This is a genomic window from Brytella acorum, assembly GCF_029309905.1.
GTDB lineage: Bacteria > Pseudomonadota > Alphaproteobacteria > Acetobacterales > Acetobacteraceae > Brytella > Brytella acorum.
This window is the reverse complement of sequence record NZ_JARBJP010000002.1, coordinates 583560-609151: the sequence shown is the minus strand read 5'-3', so window position 1 is coordinate 609151 and position 25592 is coordinate 583560. Positions and strand designations below refer to the sequence as shown.

Here is a 25592-nt window from a genome sequence, read left to right as displayed (position 1 = left end):
CTTTCGGGGGCGTCGCATCGCGAGATGTGTCGTCCCCGACGCGGGAAGGACACAAAGCGGCATTCCTGGCGGTCGGGTGGTTGACGGCAGGAAAATCCGCTTCATAGTTGCGCTCAACTCTGCCTGAGTCGGGTCGACATCGCTCCGGTGTCGCCACTCTTTCAAATCATGGAAGGCGTACGATGGAAAAGCCCCTCAACAAGCAGGAACTGATCACTGCTGTTGCCGAAGCTGCCGAACTTACGAAGGCACAGGCCGGAGAAGCAGTTGACGCGGTCTTTCTGACTATTGAAAAGACACTTGCGAAAAAGCAGGAAGTTCGTCTTGTCGGGTTTGGTTCGTTCGCCACCAGTTCGCGCAAGGCGGCGAAGGGACGCAATCCCCGGACAGGCGAGGAAATCGACATTCCGGCGTCAACCTCCGTCCGCTTCAAGCCGGGCAAGGGCCTTAAGGACGCCGTTTCCTGAAAATAGGGCGTCAATGCGTGCAGGGTCGGTTCGTCTGACCCTCGATTTTGGGGCGATTAGCTCAGCGGTAGAGCGTCTCGTTTACACCGAGAGGGTCGGCGGTTCGATCCCGTCATCGCCCACCATGAAAACCATGCATGATGACTGACTGGCGGCTCGACATATTTGACGAGCTTTCTTCGACGTCGGACCACTGTCGCGCGGCGGCTGAGTCCGGCGCTGACCAAGGGCTGGCGATATTGGCCCGTCGACAGAGTGCCGGGCGGGGGACTCGCGGACGCCATTGGGTTGACCCTGGCGGCAATCTGGCTTTTTCTTTCCTGCTTCGCCCTGCCGCACTCTCCCCGCTCATGGGCGCGCTCCCGTTTCTGGTGGCGATTGCCGTCCATGCGACACTCAGCGATCTTCTGCCGCCTCAGACGGATATGAAAATCAAGTGGCCGAATGATATTCTGATCAACGGTCAGAAGGTGGCCGGCATCCTGATTGAAGCGGACAGTTCGGACACGCCATGGATTGTCGTCGGCGTTGGGGTGAACGTTGCTTCGGCTCCGATCCTTCCAGGTCGCGCGGTGACTTGTCTCGGAGCACATAACGCCGCCTCGTTGCCATCTGTCGAGGCGATCGCGCATTCAATTCTTGAAAATTTTGACAATCAGAGATCGCGTTTCGAGAAGGCGGGCTTTGCCGATATCCGGGCGGAATGGCTTCGACGTGCGCTCCCTCTGGGGACAGCGCTTGCGGTTTCGCGGGGTGAAAGCTATATTTACGGATTATTCAATGGTCTCGATGAAGAAGGACGCCTTCTTCTGTGGACCGAACACGGTCGCGTCCTGACTTTTGTCGCTGGAGACGTGTTACTGACAGATTGAAGGGCCCCAAGTGCTTCTGGTCGTCGATGCGGGCAACACCAATATTGTGTTTGCGGTTCATGATGGCGCTGTCTGGCGCGGTTCATGGCGCATCTCGACGAATGACCAACGCACGTCGGACGAATATGCCGTCTGGGTGCTCGGCCTCATCGAGCGCGCGGGACTGACGGGGAAGAATATCCAGCGTGCGATTATCGGCACGGTTGTTCCTGCGGCCCTCTACCATTTGCGGCGTTTTTGCCGGGACTGGCTGTCCATCGAGCCGCTTATCGCCAACCGTGAATTGACGTGGGGATATCCGCTGCTGGTTGATGCGCCGGAGGAAGTCGGCGTTGATCGGCGCCTCAATGGATTGGCCGCGCAAACGATGTTTGGCGGCCCGCTGATCGTGGTCGATTTCGGTACGGCGACGACGTTTGACGTTGTGGACGGGGATGGCGCGTATTGTGGGGGCGCCATCGCGCCCGGCGTCAATCTGTCGCTCGAAGCGCTTCACCAGGCAGCGGCACGTCTTCCAAGGATCAGCGTGGGACGCCCGTCCGCCGCCATCGGGCGAAGCACGACGGTTGCGATGCGCTCGGGGCTGTATTGGGGTTACGTGGGAATGGTGGAGGGGATTGTCTCGCGGATCACGCTTGAGATGGTCGGCCAACCCAAAGTGATCGCCACGGGCGGCCTCGCGCCCCTGTTTTCCGAAGGAACGGATCTTTTCGATCATGTCGTTCCTGAACTGACGCTTGAGGGACTGCGCCTGCTGGCGGCGCGCAATTCTTCGCCGAAACCCACATCGGCGCCGGGACAGTCCCGCGCCTTTTCCGACTCTGAACTGAGTAACTGAATTTCCAGGGAGATGAAATGAACGAAAACAGGGACGGTCTGTCCTTTCTGCCTTTGGGCGGAACGGGTGAGATCGGCATGAATCTCAACCTTTATTGTCTCGATGGCGTTTGGCTCGCCGTGGATTGCGGAATCGGGTTCTCCGGCAATGACACGCCGGAAGCCGAGGTGCTGATGCCCGATCCGGCGTTCATCGCCGAACGCGCCAAGGCGCTTTGCGGTCTGGTGATTACGCACGCTCATGAGGACCATCTGGGCGCCGTCGCGCATCTCTGGCCGCAGATGCGCTGCCCGATCTATGCCACGCCTTTCGCCGCCGCCGTGCTGCGACGCAAGCTGGGCGAAGCTCATCTCGTGGGACAGGTCAAAATCCACACCATTCGCGGCAACGAGCATTTCAACGTCGGCCCCTACGACCTTCAGTTCATTTCCGTGACCCATTCGGTTCCGGAAGCGAAGTCCCTGATCATTCGCACGCCTCAGGGCGTCGTCGTGCATACGGGCGATTTCAAGCTCGACACCGATCCGGTCGTCGGGCCGGTCTCCGACCTCGAGGCTTTTCGCGCGATCGGCGACGAAGGCGTGCTGGCCATGGTCTGCGACAGCACCAACGTGCTGAAAAGCGGCATATCCGGAACCGAAGGCTCTGTCCGCGAGAGCATGGCGCAGCTGATCCAGAGCCTTCATGGACGGATTGCCGTGACCTGCTTTGCCAGCAACGTCGCGCGTGTCGACTCGATCGCGCGCGCCGCCCGTCTTGCCGGACGCGAGGTCATGATCGTCGGACGGTCTTTGCGCAACCTGGAGACAGCCGCGCGCGAATGCGGTTATCTCCAGGATATTCCACCGTTTCTCACGGAGCAGGAGGCGAACTCCGTGGAGGACGACAGGCTGCTGATGATCATCACCGGCAGCCAGGGAGAGCCCCGCTCGGCGCTTTCCCGCATCGCCAGCGATACGCACCCCAACATCGCGCTGGGCGAGGGCGACACGGTCATCTACAGCTCACGCATGATCCCGGGCAACGAGCAGGCGGTGATGGCTGTGCAGGACAACCTGACGCGTCGCGGCGTGACGGTTCTGACGGATCGTGACCATCTCGTGCATGTGTCCGGACATGCGACGGGCGATGACCTTCGCACGCTTTACGGGCTCGTGCGTCCGAAATACGCCATCCCCACGCATGGCGAATGGCGTCATCTGACAGCCCATGCCGCTCTCGCGCGTGACATCGGGATCGAAGCGGTTCTTCTCGAGGACGGCGATATTCTCAACCTGTCGCCCGGCTCCGTTGAGGTCGTCGATACGGCGCCCACCGGGCGCCTCGCACTGGATGGCGGGCGTCTGCTGCCGATGACGGGCGGCGTTCTGGCCGCGCGTCGCAAGATGCTGTTCAACGGTATCGTTCTCGCCAGCTTTGCCGTCGATGACGAAGGTTTCGTCATCGGGGAGCCGAAGATCAGCGCTCCGGGCCTCCTCGAAGCGGATGATCCGGAAACCGCGCGCGTGACCGAAGAGTTCGCGGATGCGATCGATGCGATCCCGGATGAACTGCGTCGTGAAGACGAATTGTTCCGCGACACGGCGAAGACGGCGCTCCGTCGTGCCCTGGGTCGCAAGCTCCAGAAGAGGCCGCTCGTCGACGTCCATCTCCTGCGCGTCTGAGCGGGTTCATGTCTCGGCCGCATCCATGGCGGCCGATCACGTTCAACACCCATAAAAGGCTACGTTCCATGCGCCTTTCGAGCGCTTTTCAGCCGATGTTGAAAGAAGTGCCTGCCGAGGCACAGATCGCCTCCCACCGGCTGATGCTCAGAGCGGGTCTCATCCGCCAGACATCGTCCGGCATCTATGCCTGGCTGCCTGCCGGGCTGCGCGTTCTGCGCAATATCGAGCGCATCGTGCGCGAGGAGCAAAACGCCATCGGTGCTCAGGAAGTGCTGATGCCGACGCTTCAATCCGCCGATCTGTGGCGGCGTTCAGGCCGTTATGACGCTTACGGCCCTGAAATGCTGCGGATCAAGGATCGTCACGAGCGCGAGATGCTCTACGGGCCGACCAACGAGGAAATGATTACGGACCTGTTTGGTCAGGCGATCAAATCCTATCGTGAACTGCCGCAGGTTCTTTATCATATCCAGTGGAAATTCCGTGACGAGCTGCGTCCGCGTTTTGGCGTGATGCGGGGTCGCGAATTCCTCATGAAGGACGCCTATTCCTTCGATGTCACCTACGAAGGGGCCGTGGCTTCCTATCGCCGGATGATGCTGGCTTATCTGCGCACCTTCCAGCGTCTCGGGGTTCGGGCCGTGCCGATGGTGGCCGATACCGGTCCGATCGGCGGCAATCTCAGCCATGAATTTCTTGTGCTGGCGCCGACGGGCGAGAGCGGCGTGTTTTACGATGCCGCTCTGGAGGAGCAGGACTGGCTGGCTCAGGATGTCGACATCGCCGACACGGCTAGCCTCGAAGCGTTTTTCAATCGCGTGACGGGCTCTTACGCCGCAACCGATGAAATGCACGACGAAAAAGCCTGGTCTGAAGTGCCCGAGGATCGCCGTCGTGAAGGTCGCGGCATCGAGGTCGGTCACATCTTCTATTTCGGCACGAAATATACCGAAGCGATGGGAATTTCGGTCAGCGGTTCGGATAGCGCGCCTCTGTTCCCGCAGATGGGTTCCTACGGCATCGGCGTTTCACGGCTGGTCGGTGCGATCATCGAAGCCAGCCATGACGAGGCGGGGCTTATATGGCCTGACGAGGTCGCGCCCTACAGGGCGGCCATCCTCAACCTCAAGGTCGGCGACGCCGCGAGCGACGCCATCTGCGAGCGCCTGTATGCCGCGGCTCCGGATGCTTTTCTTTATGACGACCGATCCGACCGGGCGGGCGTGAAATTCAACGACGCGGATCTGCTCGGACATCCCTGGCAGATGATCGTCGGGCCGCGCGGCGCGAAAGAAGGCATGGTCGAACTCAAGCGCCGCGCCACGGGCGAGCGCCTCGAACTGTCGGTCGAGGATGCTCTCTCCCGCGTGCTGGGGGGCTGATGTTCGGCCGCTTCGAACGCATGGTGGCCGGGCGCTATCTGCGCGCCCGGCGCGGCGAGCGCTTCGCCTCGATCATCGCCGTCTTCTCCTTGATCGGCATTGCACTCGGCGTGGCGACGCTCATCATCGTCATGGCGGTCATGAATGGCTTCAAGGCCGATCTCATGAGTCGCATCCTGGGGCTGAACGGCGATCTGACGATCTATGGTGCGGGACAGAACATCTCCAACTACCAGGACGATATCGCCTCCATCCGCGCTGTACCCGGCGTGACCCGCACAATCGCTCTGGCGCAGGGAACCGTCCTGCTCAGTGCGGGTCGTTTTCGCACAGGTGGCGTGGTCAGGGGGATTTCGCAGGATGACCTCAAGGCCCTTCATGCCATCAGCGACAATTTCGAGAGCGGACGTCCCGAGGATATCCAGGGCGACGACGCCGTGGCGATCGGCTGGTCACTGGCTTCGCATTCCGGTCTTTCGGTCGGGGATCGGATCACCATCATGTCGATCGATGGACAGGCCACGCCTTTCGGGACTATGCCGCGCATCAAGGCCTATCGCATCGCCGGAATTTTCCGGGCCGGCGTGAACGACTATGATGGTTCCGTCGTCCTCATGCCGCTGAAAACAGCGCAGCATTTTCTCATGATGCCCGATCAGGTTTCGCTGATTCAGGTTTCGACGAACGACCCCATGACGGTTCAGCCCGTGACCCGCGAGATCGCCCGCAGGCTCGATGATCCCCGGTTGCAGGTGGTGGACTGGGCGCAGGAGAACAACGCGTTTCTCGGGGCCATCACGGTCGAGCAGAATGTGATGTTCCTGATTCTGACGCTCATCATCCTGGTCGCGGCGTTCAATGTCATTTCCTCTCTGATCATGATGGTCAAAGACAAGACGGCGGACATCGCGGTCCTGCGCACCATCGGCGCGAGCCGTGGCGCCGTGATGCGGATTTTCCTCATGTGCGGCGCCTTTGTCGGTGTGACCGGAACACTGACGGGTACCGCGCTCGGCGTGATTTTCTGCATCAACATCGAGCGTATCCGCCACGTTCTGGAACGCATCACCCACACCAACCTGTTTGATCCCACGGTTTATTATCTCGAGCGATTGCCGGCGAAGCTGGTCTGGTCTCAGGTGATTGAAGTGATGGTGATGGCTCTGGCCCTGTCCCTGCTTGCGACCCTCTATCCTTCATGGCGCGCTGCCAGAACGGACCCGATCGAGGCGCTGCGTCATGAGTGAAACCGCTCTCTCCATGGCCGGAATTACCCGTCGCTACCGTTCGGGCGACGAGACGCTGACCATTCTTGCCAATGCGGGATTTGAACTGAGTGCCGGTGAAATCGTCGCGCTCGTCGCCCCCAGCGGCACCGGGAAGTCCACACTCCTGCATCTGGCGGGTCTTCTGGAAGCGCCGCAACACGGAACGGTCGCCATTGGTGGCAGACAGGCCGCCAATCTCTCCGATAACGGACGCACGGCGCTACGACGGGATGAGATCGGCTTCGTCTATCAGTTCCATCATCTCCTGCCGGAATTTACGGCCCGCGAAAACGTCATGCTTCCGCAGATGATCGCAGGCGTTGGACGCAGGGATGCGCATACGCGGGCGGATGATCTTCTGAAGCGTTTCGGCCTCGGCCATCGACTGGATTCGATGCCGGGAAAGATGTCGGGCGGTGAGAAGCAGCGGGCGGCGATCGCGCGGGCCCTGGCGAACCGTCCCCGTGTCCTGCTGGCGGACGAGCCGACAGGCAATCTGGATACGAACACCTCGGATCTGGTTTTCGGAGAACTGCTTCGGATCGTGCGTGAAGAGGGAGCCGCGGCGCTGATCGCGACCCATAATGAAGCCCTGGCGGCGCGAATGGACCGGACCGTCACGCTGCATGAAGGGCAGGTCGTCGCGCTCGCACGATAGACGTCTGACGCGAGGTTCTAGGCGCCGGTCGCGGTGCCCGCCAGAAGGAACTGGTCGTCCTCTTCGTCGAAGTCGAACAGTTCGGCGTAACGCGCCCAGTTGATGGCCGTCTGGAGCGTCTGCTGGGCGTAGGACGCCGACATGCAGGCTTCCAGTTCCTTGCGAAAGCGTTCGGCGTCGGCGGTATGGGCCGGTCTCTCGTCGAGCACCGTGCGAATATTCCGGATCAATGGAATTGAGTGGAGCATCGCGGAACGCATGATGTCCTGCCGCTGCTCGTGCTCGGCATCGGCGAAGCGCATTCCGTCTTCCGTCAGCATGATGTCGCCGTCCTCGAGTTCGGCCAGTCCCAGAAGATGGAGGGACTCGCCGATCGGAAAGAGATCGTCCAGCGCCATTTGCAGGCGTTCAGCCAGCATCGGAAGGTCGGCGCGCCCGTTGAGAGGAGCCTGAGCCAGGACCTCCATGAGCCCGACCATGGGGTTGACCGAAAGGGGCGGAAGCACGATGGCCAGCGGGGCCGGCGGCTGAACCGAGGCCGTTTCGTCGATATCGGCTTCGGAGACGATCGGCGCCCGGCGGGTCATGAGCGTGTAAACCTGATCGACGATAGCCCGGAAAGCCGGATCGTCGCGATTGCGCGGATGCTGGATCGGAACGCGCACCTCATGAATGATCCGACCGGGGTTGGACGAAAAGATCAAAAGGCGATCGCACATGAGTACGGCCTCCTCGACGTTATGCGTCACCATCATCATGGCCTGAACGGGAAGCTTCCCGTCCGACCAGAGGTCGATCAGATCGGTGCGCAGATTTTCCCCCGTCAGATGGTCAAGGGCGGCAAAAGGCTCATCCATGATGAGAAGATCGGGTTCCAGCACGAGCGCACGCGCAATGCCGGTCCGTTGCTGCATCGCGCCGGACAGTTCCTTGGGATAGGCGTTCCCGTAGCCGCTGAAGCCGAGCAACTCGATGATCCGATGCGTCCGCTGCGCCCGGTCCTCACGCTTGACGCCGTGCGCTTCCAGTCCGAGAGCGACGTTCTCTTCGACTGTCAGCCAGGGAAAAAGAGCGAAAGACTGGAAGACGACTCCGATTTCCGGCGTCGGCCCTTCAAGCGGCTTGCCTTTCCACACGACTTCGCCCTCGGTCGGCTTCAACAGCCCTGAAGCGATCCGGAGCAGGGTGGATTTCCCCGATCCGGCGCGACCGACGAGGCCGACGATTTCACCTGAAGAAACGGAGAAATTGACGTCCGACAATACGGGAAGCTCGGTCGCACGTCTCTTGTGATACGTCTGACTGCAACCACGAAAAGACAGGAGGTGCGGGAACATCGGGATCTCTCAGGAACCTTGATCGGGTATGGCGTAACGAAGTTCGACACGAAGACGCAGGGGAAGCCAGAGATACTGCCGCATTGCCATGGTCACCATCGTCATGGCCGCGACGCCGAGGACGGTGGCCGTCGCATCCTGGCGAAGCGCATGAACGGCGACATACGCGCCGATGCCCGGCATGGCGACGAGACCGCCAGCCCATGCAAAACTCTCTATGAGAACGAGCATGTTCCACGCCCATTCGAAACTTTCACGCAGGCCACGGACGAGATAGGGCGAGAGTGTCGGCCATAACAGGCGCTCCCATAAAAGCTGGCCCCGCAACCCCAGATAGCGGGCAGCATGGAACCGATCCGCCGGCATGTTGCGCATGGCGACGAGACATTCGGTGGCCACCAGTCCGACAATACCCGGCATGAGCAGAACGGCGATCCAGAACGTGGACGCCGCCCGGCCCGGGTCCGCCAACCGGGCGAGGAGCGGAAAGAGAACGATGGTGGGCAGCGTCATAAGCAGGCTCGATAGCGTGGCGGCTCTTCGACCCAGGACATGCCTTCCCCAGACGCCGATCAGAATCCCGGGCACTGCAAACAGCGCGCCGATGAGCGTGACGAAAAAGAGGGAAAACAGCGTTTCTTCAAGAATTTGAAACCCGGCACCGGCCATATGAGGCGTGCCGTCGCGCTGTGACATGAGAAGGGCAACGACACCGACAAACACCCAGAAAAACGATGACCACCACGCTGGGGGTCTTCTGATTTCACTATCGGCGGGTGCCGCGCGGGGCGGTCTGCCCAAAGGCATCGTACCGAGCCAGCTCAGACATTCGTATAATGCGTCGATCAGTTTCCGGGAGAGATTGGGAAAGGGCCAGTATGCGCTCCATGAGACCAGCATGAGACGCATGGCGCCGGATCGCCTTTGACCGGATACCGCGTAGCGTTGCGTCCATGTTTTCAAAGGCTGGGCCAGAAATCGATCTAGCACGACACCCATGATCAGGGCGACGACGAAAATTTCCGTATTCGACGCGGCTGAACCTTCGGTCGCGACCGCGAGCGCGGCGGCGCCCAGCCCCTCATGCGACGCGACCCCATGCGATGACCCTCCATGCGGCGGTCCCTGGCTGACAAGCATTTCACTCGCCAGCATGACGGTCAGCGCAGCGGGGATCTGTCGAAGGAAGGCCGACGAGAAGGCGGGTAATGCGTGAGGCATTTCGACGCGCCAGAACTGCGCCCAACGCCGCAGGCCCAGGCAGCGCGCGACGTTCAGAAGATCGGAGGGCGTCGTCACCAGCGCATTGTGAAGCGCTTTGGAGGCCGGCGGCACGAAACACAGAACTGCCGAAGCCACGATCATCCATTCCGCGACGTTCGGAGAAGCGCCCGCTGGCAACATCACATAGAGAACGGCTGTTGTTCCAAGAGCGGGAACGCAGCCGAGGCACCAGAGGAATGGCAGCAGGACCGCACTCAGCGCCGAGGATTTCGCCGCCATGGTTCCAAAGCCGAGGGCCGCGAGCATCGCGATCAGAATAACGCATCCGAAGCGCAACAGGGATATCCCGGCATCGAGGAGGATATCCACGAACGTGATATGAAATGCGAGCGGCGTCACGCTGCGCGTGGCGGACGGCATCACGCCACGGTTCGCAAGAGCCAGAAGAACCAGCGTCACCGCAACACACGCCACCCACCGAGGCAGGCGGGAAGCGCCCGAGGATGTGTCAGACGAAAGATGTTCGTCCACGGCCATGACGGGATGGATCTCCTGCCTCAGGCTCCGGTTTCTTCGGCTTCGATGAAGGCCTCCACCAGCCCCGTGCTGCCGAAGCCGCCTTCGCCCCGTTCCGTTGCATCGAGGTCATGGACTTCCAGCCAGGTGAGACGCGTGACAGGCGCGAGGACAGCCTGTGCGATGCGCATGCCGCGCGTGACCGTAAAGATGTCCTGTCCGGCGTTGAGAATGATGACGCCGACTTCGCCGCGATAATCCTCATCGATCGTGCCGGGCGCATTCGGAAGGATGATCCCCTGCTTGAGCGCCAGACCCGAGCGCGGGCGGATCTGAATTTCGTAACCCGCGGGAATCGCCATGCGCAGGCCGGTCGGCACCAGCGCCCGGCTGCCGGGATGCACCTCCATCGTGTCGGTGACGGCCGCCAGCAGATCGAAACCGGCGGCACCGGACGTCGCATAGGAAGGAAGCGGAAGATCTGCGGCGTGCGGCAGCCGCACGACGGCAACGGAGACGGGTGTGGTGATCATGCGGAGATTGAACCCAACGCGGCGGCAATCCGCAAGTCTTTCCTGCAACGCCTGTCCCTATGCACGGTCCCTGAAATGCAGGGCGATCCGTGATGCAAGATTTTGCGCGACCTGAATTTTGGACATTTCGGCCCATGCTTCGGTCATACTACCCGTCAGGAGGGTCACGGTATTGCGGTCTCCACCGAATGTGCCCGAACCTCCGCCAACGCTGTTCGCGAGAAGCCAGTCACAGCCCTTGCGTGCGAATTTCTCGACGGCATGCCGGATCATGTCGTGTGTTTCAGCGGCAAAGCCGACGACGAGCGCGGGCCGTCGCGGGCCAGTCGCGGAAAGTGTCGCAAGAATGTCGGGATTTTCGACCAGGGAAAGAGCCGGAAGCACACCGGCGGTTTTTTTCAGCTTGTCCGTGGCCACATGGTCGACCCGCCAGTCGCTGACCGCGGCGACGCAAACCGCGATATCGACAGGCAGGAGCGACTCACAGGCCGAAAGCATCTCCTGTGCCGTGCCGACATCGATCCGCCGTACATGGGGAGGCGTAGGCAGGGAGACCGGACCGCTGACCAGCGTGACCTCGGCGCCCAGCATCGCAAGCGCGCTGGCAACCGCGAAGCCCTGCTTGCCCGATGAATGATTGCCGATGAAGCGGACGGGATCGATCGGTTCGTAAGTCGGTCCGGCGGTCACCAGAGCCCTTCGTCCTGACAGTGGACCGGACCCGCCCGCAGCAATGTCGTCGAGTTTCGCCAGGATGCGCTCCGCGATGACGTCCGCGTCTTCGAGGCGACCGACGCCGTGCTCGCCACAGGCCATGGAGCCTTCGACCGGCCCGACGAACTCTACGCCGCGTGAAAGCAGGACCGCGTGATTATCGCGTGTGGCCGGGTGCTCCCACATACGGACATTCATCGCCGGAGCGATCAGGACCGGCGTCGTCGTGGCCAGCAGCAACGTCGTCGCGAGGTCATCCGCGATCCCCATGCGCATGCGAGCCATGAGGTTGGCCGTGGCAGGGCAGACGACGACAAGATCGGCGCTGCGGGAAAGGGCGATATGTCCGATCTCGCTCTCGAGCGTGGGTGAGAACAGGTCGGTATGGACCGCTTCGCCCGCGAGCGTCTGCAAGGAGAGCGGGGTGATGAACTCGCACGCCGATCTGGTCATCACCGGTGTGACGGCGACGTTTCGGACACGCAGATATCGGACGAGTTCAAGACTCTTATAGGCCGCGATGCCCCCTCCGACGATCAGCAGGACACGGCGCGCGCTCACCTCCGGCCTCCTAGATACGCCAGCCGGAATGAATGGCCGCGATGCCGCCCGAGAGGTTCCGATAGCTCACATGCGCAAAGCCCGCGTCGCGCATCATGCTCGCGAGCATCTCCTGATCGGGAAACATGCGAATGCTTTCGGCAAGATAGCGATAGCTTTCCGAATCCTTGGCGATCATGGAGCCCATGCGCGGCAGCACACCGAACGACCATGCGTCGTAAACGGGGGCGAGGGCCGCGACCTGCACATGCGAGAACTCGAGGCAACAGAAACGACCACCGGGCCGCAACACGCGCAGCGCCTCCCGCAGGACCGCGTCCTTGTCCGTGCAGTTGCGCAGACCAAAAGCGATGGCCACACGATCAACACTGGCATCCGGCACGGGGATGGCTTCGGCATCGACCACGCAGAACGTCAGATCGGGGAGGTAGCCGCGCGCCGTGGCCCGATCGCGTCCGACCGAGAGCATCGCCGCATTGATGTCTGTCAGTAATGTTGCGCCGCCGCCGCCCTTGAGCCAGCCGAAGCTGATATCGCCCGTGCCGCCCGCGAGATCCAGAAGCTTCAGACCCGGACGCGGGGCGAGCGTGGTTATGAAGATGCGCTTCCAGACCCGGTGAATTCCGAGAGACATGACATCGTTCATGACGTCATATTTGGAGGCGACGCTGTCGAAGACGGCTCTCACCAGCGGCTTCTTCTCGTCCCGGGATACGGTGCGATAGCCGAAATCGGTCGTTTCGTCGTAGGCGTCGGAGGCGTGGGGCGCGGGATTGTTCATCATGGCTCCTTCGATATAGGCTCATCGACCGATATGCCAGAGCTTCCCGAAGTCGAAACCGCCATGCGTGGCCTCCGAACGGCCATCGAAGGTCATGTGATTACGCGGGCCATCGTTGCCCGCCACGACCTGCGCTGGGCTATTCCCGAAGATTTCGCGCCGCGGGTCGTCGGAAAGAGGGTGCTCGATCTCCGGCGGCGCGGTAAATATATTCTCATACGCCTGAGCGACGATCTGACGGTTCTGCTTCATCTCGGAATGTCGGGGCGTGTCTTCATCGCGCGTCCCGAGGCGAGGGAAGGCGTGGCGTCCGGCTCTCGCCGGGAGACGGCGCGCGCGCACGAACACGTGACGTTTTTCATGGATGACGATACCCGCGTCGGCATGATCGATCCGAGACGCTTCGGAGCCGTGCTTCTGCTCACGACGTCCGAGGAAAACTCTCATCCCCTGATCGCGGCCCTCGGCGTCGAGCCTCTCGACGCGGCTTTTCTGAAGTTTCCGCTTGGAAAATTCGCGGAACGACGCCGTGCGCCGGTCAAGAATCTTCTGCTTGACCAGAAGGTCATCGCCGGACTGGGCAATATATATGTATGCGAGGCTCTGCACCGCGCTGAAATTCATCCCGCGCGCGAGGCTGGCTCCCTGACCCCGGCGGAATGGCGCCGATTGATGCCCGTTATCCAGGACGTGCTTATAGAGGCTGTCAATTCCGGCGGCTCGTCTCTGCGTGACTACGCGCAGCCGGGCGGCGAGAAAGGCGGGTTTCAGGATTTTCACAGGGTTTACGGTCGGGAAGGGCGGGGTTGCGCGGATTGTCCCGGTCCGCCGACCTGTGGCGGCGTCGAGCGCATTGTCCAGGCGGGACGATCGACGTTTCTGTGTCCGATGCGCCAGCCGCTTTAGAAGAAGATGTGGAAAACGGGGACAACGCGATGCGTTCGTGCTTGACGGCGAAGGCCCGTCTGGCATACACGCAGCGCTCCGCCAATCGGTGCGCCCTCAGGGGGGCGGCGATCCTGGCACGACACATTGTCGCGCAAGCGACCTCGACAGCCGAACCGTAGAACAGGTCCAAAGAAACGACATGGCTAATAATGCTTCCGCGCGCAAGCGCATCCGTCAGAACGAGCGTCGCCGCGAGCGCAACGTGGCCCGCGTTTCGCGCATGCGCACGTTCGTGAAGAAAATTGAGACAGCGATTCTCTCTGGCGACAAGACCAGCGCCGCCGAGGCCCTGCGCGTCGCTCAGCCGGAAATGCAGCGCGCCGCAGGCAAGGGTGTGATTTCCCGCAACACCGTTGCCCGCAAGATTTCGCGTCTTTCGGCACGCATCAAGGCGCTCGCAACCGCCTGATTGCATTGGACTGAGGGGCAGGCGAAAACCGCCTCTCAGTCCAATGCAATGTCGCATTCTTGTGACTGGCAAGGCATCGTCTTGATATCGAGGCGATGCCTTTTCTGTGTCTGCCGATCCTGGTGGCATATTCTGAACGGTGGGTCTCCCGGTTGCACCGGGGGCGGGCCTTACCGTATTGTTCGTCGGCGGATAAGCGGTCGGACGCCATGAGGCGGCCGTCCCTGTCATATCTTCGGCGGCATTGTGGGAGGAGACATGACAGACGAAATGACGCCTATCGGCTCTCCTGATGCTTCAGACTCCGCTGCTTTATCGACCGTTCAGTTGAATGCTCACTGGGTTCGTGTGCGCGATCGGTTGCGTGCGGAAGTTGGCGACGTCGAATACAGCACATGGCTCAAGCAGATCGTGCTTGGACCGCTGGAAGAAGACGAAATCGCCCTGCTTCTGCCGAGTCGATTCCTGCGTGACTGGGTGCGGGGCCAGTATGGGGACCGCCTCCAGAACCTTTGGCAGACAGAATGCCCTGTCGTCCGTCGGGTCGAGTTGCAGGTCCAGCGCGGCGGAACGACGGCTGCTTCTTCGGCCACATCCGGGCCCGAGGCCGCGCAGCCGGAAGAGGACGCGCCTCCCGCGACCCCGGCGACTCCCGAGGTGCGTAACGATCTGGCGGTGCCGCTCGATCCGCGCTTCACTTTCGATACGTTCGTCGTCGGCAAACCCAATGAATTCGCCTATGCCTGCGCCCGGCGCGTGGCGGAAAAGCCGTCCAGCGCCGGGTTCAATCCGCTGTTCCTTTATGGCGGCGTCGGGCTTGGCAAGACCCATCTCATGCACGCGATCGGTTCGGAGTTGACGCGCGACGGACGGGTATCGGTGGCCTATATGTCCGCCGAGAAGTTCATGTATCGCTTCATCGCGGCCATCCGGTCCCAGTCCACGATGGAATTCAAGGAACAGCTTCGATCCGTCGACGTCCTGATGATCGACGATCTCCAGTTCCTGATCGGCAAGGACAACACGCAGGAAGAATTTTTTCACACGTTCAATGCTCTGGTCGATGCGGGGCGTCAGATCGTGGTGAGCGCCGACAAGTCGCCTTCCGACCTGTCCGGTCTCGAGGACCGTCTGCGCACGCGCCTCGGCTGCGGCATGGTGGCGGACATCCACGCCACGACGTTCGAACTGCGCATTTCGATTCTGGAAGCGAAGGCCAATGCTTCGCATGTGAGCGTCCCCACCAAGGTTCTGGAATTTCTCGCCCATAAGATCACGTCGAACGTGCGTGAGCTGGAAGGCGCTCTCAACCGACTGATCGCCCACGCCAATCTGTTCGGGCGTCCGATCACCCTGGAGAACACCCAGGAAGTCCTGCACGATATTCTCAAGGCGCATGACCGGCGCGTGACGATCGAAGAAATCCAGCGCAAGGTCGCGGAACACTGGAACATTCGCCTGACGGACATGTCTTCGGCCCGGCGCGCGCGGGCCGTGGCGCGTCCCCGGCAGGTGGCGATGTATCTTGCCAAGCAACTGACAAGCCGTTCGCTACCGGAAATCGGTAGGAAATTCGGGAACCGGGACCACACGACGGTCATGCACGCCGTTTCACGCGTGACGGAACTGATGGAGCAGGACGTTTCCTTCGCCGAGGACGTCGAACTGCTGCGCAGGATGCTCGAGGGCTGAAATCTCCCGTTTCAGGCGGTTCTCTGCGCTTTTCGCTGCGTCTTTGCTCTGATAAGGTATCCAGGCATTCATGACGCTGGGAGCACCGTTGGCTTCCAGTGCTTTTTACGCCCGTGTCGAGGATCAACCACCAGATGAAATTCAAGGCCGATCGCGCCACGCTGCTCCGGGCTCTGGCTCATATTCAAAGTGTCGCTGAAAAGCGCAATACCATTCCGATCCTCGCCAATGTGCTTCTGTCCGCAGAGGATGGCCTGTTGCGTCTGACCGCAACGGACATGGAAATCGCCGTGGTCGAAAACATCGCCGCGGAGACGGCGCGTCCCGGAGCGACGACCGCGCCAGCCGCCGTTCTTTATGACATCGTGCGCAAACTGCCGGATGGTTCGGTTGTGGAGCTGGACCATGCCGGGACGGATGCACCGCTGACGCTGCGTGCGGGCAAGTATGCCACCAGCCTGAACGTCCTTCCCGTGGACGATTTTCCCTCGATGGTCGCCGGTGACCTGCCCTTTGCTTTTACGATCGCGGCTTCCGTGCTGCGCGGCCTGATCGATCGCACCCGGTTCGCGATTTCGACCGAAGAGACCCGTTACTATCTCAACGGAATTTATCTCCACGTCGCCGACCTCGAAACGGGGCCGATGCTGCGCGCCGTTGCGACGGACGGGCATCGACTGGCACGTGTGGAGGCCGACGTGCCCGTCGGCGCCGAGGGGATGCCCGGAGTCATCATTCCTCGCAAGACGATTCACGAACTGCGCAAGCTCCTCGATGAAGGCAGCACTGACATCGAGGTGAATGTTTCCGACACCCGCATTCAATTTCGTTGTGGTCCCATCCTGCTGACCTCAAAACTGATCGATGGCACTTTTCCGGAATACGAACGGGTCATTCCCAAGGGGAACGACCGCATCCTGCGTGTGGGGAAACGTGATTTCGCCGATGCCGTCGGTCGGGTCGCGGCCATCAGCCAGGAGCGTTCCCGCCCGGTCAAGCTCTCCGTCATGCCGAACCTGCTGACCCTATCCGCCGTCAGTCCGGATCAGGGCATGGCCAAGGAAGAACTCGATGAGAACAGCGTCGCCTATGATGCAGCACCAATCGAGATCGGCTTCCAGGCTCGGTATCTGAACGACATTACGGACCAGATCGAAACCGAGGTCGAGTTCGCATTCGCCGACAATGCAGCACCGACTCTCGTGCGGGACACGAATACGCCGTCCGCGCTCTATGTCCTGATGCCTATGAGGGTCTGAACGCGATTTTTCTTTGAAGATCAAACGTGTCGTCCTTACGGACTTCCGCAGCTATACGCGGCTGAACTGGACGCCTGAACGCTCGATCGCCGTGCTGACCGGTGAAAACGGTGCCGGGAAGACCAATCTTCTCGAAGCCGTCTCCCTTCTGGCACCCGGTCGGGGCCTTCGGAACGCGTTGCCCCGCCAGCTTGCCCGGCATGGAGCCACGCGATGGGGCGTTGCGGGGACGATCGAAAAATCAGGCGATGTCCTGGATCTGGGCACCGGAATTGCACCGGAAAACAGTTCACGCCGACTTTTTCAAATCAATGAGCAGTCGGTTCGGACGCAGGGTGAAGTCGCACAGGTTTTCTCCGCCGTATGGCTGACGCCTCAGATGGACCGGCTTTTTCTGGAAGCCGGGTCCGGACGCCGTCGTTTTCTGGATCGTCTGGTCGTGGCGCTGGAGCCGGGCCACGCACGCGAAGTCGCCGCGCATGATCAGGCGCTCTCACAAAGGAATCGCCTGCTCGCCGAAAGACCTCATGAGCACGCGTGGCTGAGCGCGATTGAAGATTCTCTCGCACGCCATGCCGTAGCCGTTACAGCGGCGCGGCTGGCGCTCATTGACGCCATGAACGACCTGTCTCTTGATCTGCATGGCTTTCCCAGAAGCGATCTTGCGCTTGAATGCGCCATCGGCGATTTCCTGAAAGAAATGTCGGCTCTCGATACCGAGGATCGGCTTCGATCGGCGCTCGCCGCGGCACGGAGCACGGACCGGGCGCGCGGATCAGCCTCTCTGGGCGCGCAACGCGCGGACCTCTTGTTGCGGGATCGCCAAAGCCAGCGCTCCGCGGAATATTCGAGCAGCGGTCAGCAGAAGGCGATGCTGGTGGGCGTCATTCTGTCCCATGCGCGCCTCGTGACGGTTCAACGCGGGGATGCGCCGGTGCTTCTCCTCGATGAACCGCTGATCCATCTCGATGAAGAACGTCGGCGTGCCCTGCTATACGCGCTGAACGAAATCGACGGGCCGGTCTTCCTCACCGGAACCGAAACCGGACCCTTTTCCGCACTTCGTGGTCACGCGGATTTCTGCCACATTTCAGACGGTCAGCTGCTTCGCGATTGTTCGTGAAAATCAGTGCCGCGCTGTGGTTCGGACGTGCGAAAGCGTCTATGATCGACACCTAAAGAAGGAGCTTTTTCTCAGCATGTCCGAACATCATCCCAGCACATCTCCTGAAGCCGGTTCCGAGGATAACGACTATGGCGCCTCGTCGATTTCGGTCCTTCGGGGGCTGGATGCCGTTCGCAAGCGTCCCGGCATGTATATCGGTGATACCGATGACGGTTCCGGACTGCATCACATGGTGTTCGAAATCATCGATAACGCCGTCGACGAGGCGCAGGCGGGCCATGCGAGCCACGTCGTCCTGACGCTGAACGGTGATGGTTCGGTCAGCGTGCGGGATGACGGGCGCGGCATTCCGACGGATATGCATGACGAAGAGGGCGTGAGTGCCGCGGAAGTGGTGCTGACGAAACTTCACGCCGGCGGCAAATTCAATCAGAATTCCTACAAGGTTTCGGGTGGCCTGCATGGTGTCGGCGCGGCCGTGGTCAACGCGCTGTCGGAATGGATGGAAGTTCGTATCTGGCGGCAGGGGCAGGAGCATTTCATCCGTTTCCAGCATGGCGAACGCGACGCACCGCTCTCGGTCATCGGCGCCAGCGACGAGCCGCGCGGGACGCTGGTGACGTTCAAACCGAGCAAGAATACTTTCGCGAAGGTGGATTTCGAGTTCGCTGTTCTCGAGCGCCGCATGCGTGAGCTGGCGTTTCTGAACTCCGGGCTTGAGATCGTCCTGCGTGATGAACGCCATGCCGAACCGCGAGAAGTGCGCTTCTTTTACGAGGGCGGGTTGCGCGCCTTTGCCGAATGGCTCGATTCCTCGAAAACGCCCGTTGTAGCGCCACCAATTACAGCCTCTGTCGACCACGCGGAGAGCGGCATCCGGGTCGAATTCGCGCTGACCTGGAATGACAGTTTCCATGAAACGATGCTGTGCTTCACGAACAACATCCCGCAGCGTGACGGCGGTTCGCATCTGGCGGGTTTCCGCCAGGCCCTGACGCGCATCGTTGGGAAATATGCCGAAGCCCACAGCAAGCGCGAAGCAGGCTCCCTCACGGGCGAAGACATGCGCGAAGGCATGACCGCCGTGCTGTCGGTGAAGGTGCCGGACCCGAAATTCTCGTCGCAGACGAAAGACAAGCTTGTTTCATCCGAAGTGCAGCCGGTTGTTCAGGCTGCCGTGGCCGACAGCGTGGGGCACTGGTTCGAGACCCACCCCAAGGAAGCGAAGGCCATTGTCGCCAAGGTTATCGAAGCGGCCGCGGCGCGTGATGCGGCGCGCCGGGCACGTGAACTGACACGACGCAAGGGCGTTCTGGATATATCGTCCCTGCCGGGCAAGCTGGCGGATTGCCAGGAGCGTGATGCAGCGAAGGCGGAACTGTTCCTCGTTGAGGGTGACTCGGCTGGCGGCACGGCCAAGCAGGGGCGGGATCGGCGCTTCCAGGCCATCCTGCCGCTCAAGGGAAAGATCCTGAATGTCGAGCGAGCGCGTTTCGACCGTATGCTGGGTTCGGCGGAGGTCGGTACTCTCATCACCGCGCTCGGAACCGGGATCGGACATGGCGAGGTCGATCAGGGCGGCTTCTCGATCGAAAAGCTCCGCTACCACAAGATCGTCATCATGACCGATGCCGATGTCGACGGCTCGCATATCCGCACGCTACTCCTGACATTCTTCTTCAGGCAAATGCCTCAACTGATTGAAAATGGGTATCTTTATATCGCCCAGCCACCGCTCTATCGCGCCAAGAGAGGTAATGACGAGCGCTATCTGAAGGACGATGCGGCTCTTGAATCTTACCTGCTCGACAAGGCCCTGGCCAATGCGAGCCTGACACTCGCCGACGGACGGGAACTGACGGGCGAGGACCTCCGCGCAACCATCGTGCGCCTGGGCCGCATCACACAGACCGTCAAGCAGATCGCGAACAAAATTCCGGTCTGGATTCTGGAACAGGCGGCCATTGCCCGCGCCCTCCATCAGGATCCCGCCATTGCGCAGGAACGCGCGCCCGTGCTGCAGGCACGATTGGACGCGGTCTCCCTCCCGAATGAGCGGGGATGGAAGGTGGCCCCCACGGAAAGCGGGGAGTTGCGTCTTGCGCGCAACGTCCGTGGTGTCGGGGAAGTCTACACCTTGGATGCGACATTGCTGCGCTCCGTCGAAGCGCGCCGACTGGCGGCCGAGGAAGACGTGTTGGCGCAGGATTTCGCATCTCCGGCGATTTTGACGATGGACGGGAACGCGCATGCGATGAACGGTCCCGCGGCGCTTTTCGACCGCGTGCTGGCCCAGGGTCGTCGGGGTCTGACAATCAATCGCTTCAAAGGGCTGGGTGAGATGAACAACGAGCAGTTGTGGGATACCACGCTCGACCCGGCCACGCGGATCCTGTTGCAGGTCAAGGTCGGCGACATTGAGGAGGCTGGTCAGGTTTTCTCGACTCTTATGGGCGACGTCGTAGAGCCGCGTCGCGACTTCATCGTCGGCAACGCCCAGAAAGTCGCCAATCTGGATGTCTAGAAAGAGCCTCGTTGCCGCCGCAATCCTTCTTTCGCTCTTCTGCTCACAGGCTTTGGCCGAGGATCCGCCAGGACAGATCGAGACGCGTTATCGGATCTATACTCACGGTTTCCACGTCGCCGACGCGGAAGCCAACTATCGGTTGTTGCCGTGGGGATATGGCATCCAGACCCATCTGACGGCAGGCGGCCTACTGGGTTGGCTCGTGCGGATGGATATCAATACGACGGCCTCAGGAAAGTTCGAGGGGCAAAATATCGTGCCGCTCCAGTATGACAGTCGGGGCTATTCCCGCGGCACCCAACGTCATATCGCAATGAGCTATCGCGATCATACCCCTGTGATTACAGCTCTTTCTCCTGAAGAAAGCGACCGCGAACCTGTCGGGGACGACTTGCGTCACGGCACCATCGACACGCTCAGTGCCGCGGCCCTGCTGATCAACTCCATGCAGAAGGACGGCAAGTGTAACGGAAGTGCCAATGTGTTTGACGGGTTGCGGCTGACGGCCATGGAAGCCCATGGACCGTTCTCAGCTGCTCTTCCGGACGGGATGGCCGAGTTCATGAAAGGACCGGTTCTGCGTTGCGATTTCAGTGGGCATCAGATCGCCGGCTTCGTGAAGGATTCCCGTCACCTGGATCAATGGAAAGCCGTTCATCCCGGTGCCGCCTGGTTCGAGAATTTTCCCGGTATCGGTTTAGTGGCTGTGCGCGTCGAGTTCGAACATCCGAAGATTGGCAAATTGACAGCCATCCTGGAATCGCCACCCAAAAAATTTTGATATCAAATTTTTAAGGATGTTTTTTGGTCCATAGACCGAATAATTACGGGCAACTGCGAGATCGTCCGGGCACGATCGGTGGCAGCGATGCCCATATCAGGCGTTCCGTATCCCCATTCGGCGAACACAGATCGTATCCCGGCGCCACTCGCGGCGGACACGTCATTACGATGGTCTCCAACCATGATGCTGGTGCTGCGACGTCCGTGCAGAAGGCCGATGGTATCGAGCAGGTGCCGTGGGTCCGGCTTGCGATACGGGAACGTATCTCCTCCGGCGATGGCATCGATGAGCGATTTCAATCCGAGCGTCGCAAGAATTTTCTGGGCCGCGTTAAACGGTTTGTTGGTGCAGACGGCACATTGAAGCCCGCGTTCGCGCAGACATTCAAGTGTTTCGACAGTGCCGGGAAAGGGCCGGGTGAGTTCCGCTGCGCGTGGTCCGTAGAGCTTCATGAATCGGGTTGTGGCGTCTTCATGATCGATCGTCGAGGGCGCATCGGACGCCGCGAGCAGCCGCTCCACCAGCACCCGGACGCCATCTCCGATCATCGCCCGGACTTCGGAGTCCGATGGCGGACGAAGCCCATATTCCTCCAGCAATTCGCGGCTCACATCCGCCAGATCCGGCAGACTGTCGATCAGTGTGCCGTCGAGATCGAAGACGACGATCGAGACGGTATCAGCGTTATCGGATATCATGCGAAACGACCTTACTTCGATCCAGTAGAAATAATCAGCAATTTGAAGTGACGGAGGCCCCGGTTTGACAGCGCTCGGGGGCTTTGGCTACGCCGGTGAACAATATGACCAGTCCCATTTCTTCCCCCCCGATTTCCCAATCCGCGCGTCGTCCGACCACAGCCGTGATTCTCGCGGCAGGTCTGGGCACCCGCATGCGCTCGTCGCTGCCCAAAGCGCAGCATCTTCTGGGCGGACGCCCGATGATCGCGCATCTGATCGCGACGGCCAAGGAGGTTTTCGACCACATTGTCGTGGTCGTCGGACCGGGCATGGATGAAATGGCGCGTCTCTGTGCGCCTCATGCGATTGTCGTACAGGAAAACCGTCTGGGCACGGGACACGCTGCCCGCCAGGCCGCGGATCTTTTCGGAAGCGGCGACGTCGCCGTTCTCTACGCCGACAATCCGCTGATCACGGCTTCCACGATGCGGCGGCTGCTCGATGCACGGCGGACGCCGGGAACGGTCCTGGCACTTCTCGCCATGCGACCGCACGAACCGGGCCGATATGGGCGTGTCGTGACGGATGACGAACGCGTTCTGCGGATCGTGGAATGGAAGGACGCGACCGACGAGGAGCGCGGGATCGGACTATGCAATGCGGGCGTGCTTTGTGCCGATGCGGAGGATCTTCGCCAATGGCTGTCCGACATCCGCGCCGATAACGCCCAGAAAGAATATTATCTCACCGATGTGGTCGCTCTTGCTGCCCGAAATGGGACCGTTCGATGCGTTGAGGCTCCCGAAGCGGAACTGGCGGGAATCAATTCGCGCGCCGAACTTGCGCGTGCGGAGGGAACGCTTCAGACGCGACTACGGGATGCCGCTCTGGATGCAGGCGTGACGCTCGTGGCGCCGGAAACCGTATTTTTCAGTGCGGACACGGTTCTGGAGTCCGATGTGGTCGTTGAACCCCATGTCGTGTTCGGTCCCGGGGTTATCGTGCGCTCGGGAGCCAAAGTGCGGGCTTTCAGCCATCTCGAGGGGTGCGAAGTTCGTGCAGGTGCGCTGATCGGTCCCTATGCCCGGCTGCGTCCGGGCACGGTCTGTGAAGAAAATTCGCATGTCGGCAATTTTGTGGAACTGAAGGCCGTGAGGCTGGGCGAGGGCGCCAAGGCGAACCACCTCACTTATCTTGGCGATGCTTCCATCGGTCCTCGCACGAACGTCGGAGCCGGGACGATCACCTGCAATTATGATGGCTATTTCAAACATCGCACGGACATCGGCGCCGACGCCTTTATCGGCTCGGACGCCATACTCGTGGCGCCGGTAACGATCGGCGATGGCGCTCTGATCGCAGCCGGAAGCGTCATCACGCACGACGTCGCCCCTGACGCCCTTGCGCTTGGCCGAGCGCGACAGGTCGACAAACCCGGCGCGGCCAAAGTGCTGCGCGAGACTCTCAAGACCCGTAAGGAACAGCGCTGATGTGCGGAATATGCGGAGTGGTCGGGCGTCGTTCCGCAACCCCTCTCGTGTTCGGAGCGCTCCGTCGCCTCGAATATCGCGGTTATGACTCCGCGGGAATCGCAACACTCGTGGATGGGCGGATCGCGCGCCGGCGGGCGGCCGGAAAGCTCGACAATCTCAAACACGTTCTTGACGAGAGCCCATTGAACGGCACCACGGGCATCGGACATACGCGCTGGGCGACGCACGGCGCGCCAACGCAGAACAATGCCCATCCGCATCATGTCGGCGGCGTCGCCGTCGTGCACAACGGCATCATTGAGAATTATGAGTCATTGCGCGACGAACTGGTCGCGGAAGGGCGTGTGTTCACGACGCAGACCGATACAGAGGTCGTGGCGCAACTCGCGGACCACTATCTGCAAAGCGGTCTCGCACCACAGGTCGCGGCTTTCGAGACCCTGAAACGCCTGCGTGGCGCTTATGCTCTGGCGATGATCTTCGAAGGCCATGAGGGTCTGATGATCGGCGCGCGCCATGGCGCGCCACTGGCAGTGGGCTGGGGGGAAGGCGAGACTTTTCTTGGCTCCGACAGTCTGGCGCTCGCCCCTCTGGTCATCCGCATCACCTATCTTGATGACGGCGACTGGTGCGTCATCCGTCCGGGCGAAGTGATCTTTCACGATATGACCGGGCAGGTGGTCGAGCGGCCCGTTCAGTCCGTGGCGCGGCTCGACGCGGCTGTCGGAAAGGACGGATATCGGCACTTCATGGAAAAAGAACTCCATGAGCATCCATCCGTCATCGGTCAGACTTTGCAACGTGTCGTCGATCCCGTCACGCGGGAGGTAGTGCTGCCGGAATTGCCTTTCGCGCTCGCCGATATTCCGCGTGCTGTCATCACCGCCTGCGGATCGGCATACTACGCCGGTTATGTCGCACGTTACTGGCTGGAGGCCGAAGCCCGTCTGCCGGTGGATATCGATGTCGCCTCCGAGCTTCGTTACCGAAATCCGCCCCTCACCGAAGGCGGCCTGGCTCTTCTGATTTCCCAGTCGGGCGAAACCGCCGATACGCTTGCAGCACTGCGTGGACTGCGCGCGAGCGGGCAGCACGTCATGTCGGTGCTGAATGTCGAGACCAGCACCATGGCGCGCGAAAGCGATGTGGTGCTGGGCATGGATGCCGGTCCGGAGATTTCCGTGGCGAGCACGAAAGCGTTCACCGCCCAACTTTCGGTTCTGGCCGCCCTGACGATTGCGATGGGGCGGGCGCGGGGCGTCATGACGCCCGCGCGTCAGCAGCACCTTATGGCGGCTCTGCTGGATCTGCCCTCGGAAGCGGAGCGTATTTTCCAGCTCGGCGAACAAATACGCGCGATGGCGCATATCGTCGCGAAGGCCCGTGACGTGCTGTATCTCGGTCGCGGATCATGTTTTCCGATCGCGCTCGAGGGAGCACTGAAATTAAAGGAAATTTCCTATATTCACGCGGAAGCCTATGCTGCGGGCGAGATGAAGCACGGGCCGATTTCTCTGATTGACGATACGGTGCCCATCGTCGCCGTCGCGCCGTCAACCATTCTGTTCGACAAGACGCTCTCCAACCTTCAGGAGGCGCGCGCCAGAGGGGGCAAAATCCTCGCATTCACTGACGAGACCGGCGCTGAGCGTCTGCGTGAGATTGCTGAAGCCGTGATCGTCCTGCCTCACGTCGATGCTTTCGTGGCGCCGATCCTTTATACAATTCCTGTGCAGATGCTGGCTTACGAAGTCGCCCTCCTGCGCGGGACAGACGTCGATCAACCGCGCAATCTCGCCAAGTCCGTCACGGTCGAATGAGGCTTGCGGTGGGAGAAATGCCTTCTCCCACCGCCC

The 25592-nt window shown here is 61.1% G+C and carries 22 protein-coding genes and 1 tRNA gene; 17 read left to right on the top strand and 6 right to left on the bottom strand.

All coding sequences use genetic code 11. The features are described from left to right. Window positions 1-182: 182 nt before the first annotated feature. From PWM43_RS06125 to PWM43_RS06090, 8 genes are all read left to right on the top strand, one after another. Entirely contained in the window at window positions 183-467 is a 285-nt protein-coding gene (locus PWM43_RS06125; protein ID WP_289841662.1) for an HU family DNA-binding protein, read from the top strand. 50 nt (window positions 468-517) lie between these two features. Continuing rightward, window positions 518-592 (top strand) — tRNA-Val (locus tag PWM43_RS06120). Between the two features lie 12 nt (window positions 593-604). Continuing rightward, window positions 605-1339: a biotin--[acetyl-CoA-carboxylase] ligase gene (locus PWM43_RS06115; protein WP_289841661.1), complete on the top strand. Its 735-nt coding sequence runs from the start codon at window positions 605-607 to the stop codon at window positions 1337-1339. 10 nt (window positions 1340-1349) lie between these two features. Continuing rightward, window positions 1350-2177: a type III pantothenate kinase gene (locus tag PWM43_RS06110; protein WP_289841660.1), complete on the top strand. Its 828-nt coding sequence runs from the start codon at window positions 1350-1352 to the stop codon at window positions 2175-2177. A gap of 17 nt (window positions 2178-2194) precedes the next feature. Beyond that, window positions 2195-3841 carry a ribonuclease J gene (locus tag PWM43_RS06105; protein WP_289841659.1) on the top strand — a complete coding sequence of 549 codons (1647 nt, stop codon included), beginning with the start codon at window positions 2195-2197 and terminating at the stop codon, window positions 3839-3841. A gap of 68 nt (window positions 3842-3909) precedes the next feature. Continuing rightward, window positions 3910-5226 carry a proline--tRNA ligase gene (gene proS / locus PWM43_RS06100; RefSeq protein WP_289841658.1) on the top strand — a complete coding sequence of 439 codons (1317 nt, stop codon included), beginning with the start codon at window positions 3910-3912 and terminating at the stop codon, window positions 5224-5226. Then, on the top strand, window positions 5226-6473 hold the full coding sequence (locus tag PWM43_RS06095; RefSeq protein ID WP_289841657.1) for a lipoprotein-releasing ABC transporter permease subunit: 1248 nt from the start codon (window positions 5226-5228) through the stop codon (window positions 6471-6473). Before proS ends, PWM43_RS06095 begins: the two co-directional genes overlap by 1 nt. Further along, on the top strand, window positions 6466-7152 hold the full coding sequence (locus tag PWM43_RS06090; protein ID WP_289841656.1) for an ABC transporter ATP-binding protein: 687 nt from the start codon (window positions 6466-6468) through the stop codon (window positions 7150-7152). The genes PWM43_RS06095 and PWM43_RS06090 overlap by 8 nt, the downstream gene beginning before the upstream one ends. Window positions 7153-7169: 17 nt before the next feature. Here the strand turns inward: PWM43_RS06090 and PWM43_RS06085 are convergent, their stop codons facing one another. The 5 genes from PWM43_RS06085 to PWM43_RS06065 are packed head-to-tail and all read right to left on the bottom strand — an operon-like array spanning window position 7170 to window position 12818. Further along, window positions 7170-8489, bottom strand: coding sequence for an ABC transporter ATP-binding protein (locus PWM43_RS06085; RefSeq protein ID WP_289841655.1), 1320 nt, complete (start codon window positions 8487-8489; stop codon window positions 7170-7172). 9 nt (window positions 8490-8498) lie between these two features. Continuing rightward, window positions 8499-10250 carry an ABC transporter permease subunit gene (locus PWM43_RS06080; RefSeq protein WP_289841654.1) on the bottom strand — a complete coding sequence of 584 codons (1752 nt, stop codon included), beginning with the start codon at window positions 10248-10250 and terminating at the stop codon, window positions 8499-8501. A gap of 20 nt (window positions 10251-10270) precedes the next feature. After that, entirely contained in the window at window positions 10271-10762 is a 492-nt protein-coding gene (dut, locus tag PWM43_RS06075) for a dUTP diphosphatase (protein ID WP_289841758.1), read from the bottom strand. Between the two features lie 57 nt (window positions 10763-10819). Continuing rightward, complete coding sequence (coaBC, locus tag PWM43_RS06070; protein WP_289841653.1) at window positions 10820-12037, bottom strand: bifunctional phosphopantothenoylcysteine decarboxylase/phosphopantothenate--cysteine ligase CoaBC; 1218 nt, start codon at window positions 12035-12037, stop codon at window positions 10820-10822. Window positions 12038-12047: 10 nt separating this feature from the next. Beyond that, window positions 12048-12818, bottom strand: coding sequence for a class I SAM-dependent methyltransferase (locus tag PWM43_RS06065; RefSeq protein WP_394356048.1), 771 nt, complete (start codon window positions 12816-12818; stop codon window positions 12048-12050). A gap of 33 nt (window positions 12819-12851) precedes the next feature. Between PWM43_RS06065 and mutM the strand changes: the two genes are divergently transcribed. From mutM to PWM43_RS06030, 7 genes are all read left to right on the top strand, one after another. Beyond that, the gene (mutM, locus tag PWM43_RS06060; RefSeq protein ID WP_289841651.1) at window positions 12852-13724 is read left to right on the top strand and encodes a bifunctional DNA-formamidopyrimidine glycosylase/DNA-(apurinic or apyrimidinic site) lyase; all 873 of its coding nucleotides are present in this window, start codon (window positions 12852-12854) and stop codon (window positions 13722-13724) included. A 181-nt stretch (window positions 13725-13905) separates the two neighbouring features. Next, window positions 13906-14175 (top strand): 30S ribosomal protein S20, encoded by a 270-nt coding sequence (rpsT, locus tag PWM43_RS06055; protein WP_289841650.1) that lies wholly within the window; start codon window positions 13906-13908, stop codon window positions 14173-14175. A 270-nt stretch (window positions 14176-14445) separates the two neighbouring features. Then, window positions 14446-15867, top strand: a complete 1422-nt coding sequence (gene dnaA, locus PWM43_RS06050; RefSeq protein WP_289841757.1) for a chromosomal replication initiator protein DnaA — start codon at window positions 14446-14448, stop codon at window positions 15865-15867. A gap of 134 nt (window positions 15868-16001) precedes the next feature. Next, window positions 16002-17126, top strand: a complete 1125-nt coding sequence (gene dnaN / locus PWM43_RS06045) for a DNA polymerase III subunit beta (protein WP_289841649.1) — start codon at window positions 16002-16004, stop codon at window positions 17124-17126. 13 nt (window positions 17127-17139) lie between these two features. Beyond that, window positions 17140-18249, top strand: coding sequence for a DNA replication/repair protein RecF (recF, locus tag PWM43_RS06040; RefSeq protein ID WP_289841648.1), 1110 nt, complete (start codon window positions 17140-17142; stop codon window positions 18247-18249). 76 nt (window positions 18250-18325) lie between these two features. Further along, window positions 18326-20776: a DNA topoisomerase (ATP-hydrolyzing) subunit B gene (gene gyrB, locus PWM43_RS06035; RefSeq protein ID WP_289841647.1), complete on the top strand. Its 2451-nt coding sequence runs from the start codon at window positions 18326-18328 to the stop codon at window positions 20774-20776. After that, window positions 20769-21560, top strand: coding sequence for a DUF3108 domain-containing protein (locus PWM43_RS06030; protein ID WP_289841646.1), 792 nt, complete (start codon window positions 20769-20771; stop codon window positions 21558-21560). The genes gyrB and PWM43_RS06030 overlap by 8 nt, the downstream gene beginning before the upstream one ends. Before the next feature lie 2 nt (window positions 21561-21562). Here the strand turns inward: PWM43_RS06030 and PWM43_RS06025 are convergent, their stop codons facing one another. Then, window positions 21563-22261 carry an HAD hydrolase-like protein gene (locus tag PWM43_RS06025; protein WP_289841645.1) on the bottom strand — a complete coding sequence of 233 codons (699 nt, stop codon included), beginning with the start codon at window positions 22259-22261 and terminating at the stop codon, window positions 21563-21565. A gap of 104 nt (window positions 22262-22365) precedes the next feature. On the opposite strand from PWM43_RS06025, the gene glmU reads away from it, so the two are divergent. Together glmU and glmS are read left to right on the top strand one after the other, a co-directional pair. Continuing rightward, window positions 22366-23733, top strand: coding sequence for a bifunctional UDP-N-acetylglucosamine diphosphorylase/glucosamine-1-phosphate N-acetyltransferase GlmU (gene glmU / locus PWM43_RS06020; protein WP_289841644.1), 1368 nt, complete (start codon window positions 22366-22368; stop codon window positions 23731-23733). After that, window positions 23733-25556 carry a glutamine--fructose-6-phosphate transaminase (isomerizing) gene (glmS, locus tag PWM43_RS06015; RefSeq protein WP_289841643.1) on the top strand — a complete coding sequence of 608 codons (1824 nt, stop codon included), beginning with the start codon at window positions 23733-23735 and terminating at the stop codon, window positions 25554-25556. Before glmU ends, glmS begins: the two co-directional genes overlap by 1 nt. The last annotated feature ends 36 nt before the right edge of the window (window positions 25557-25592 follow it).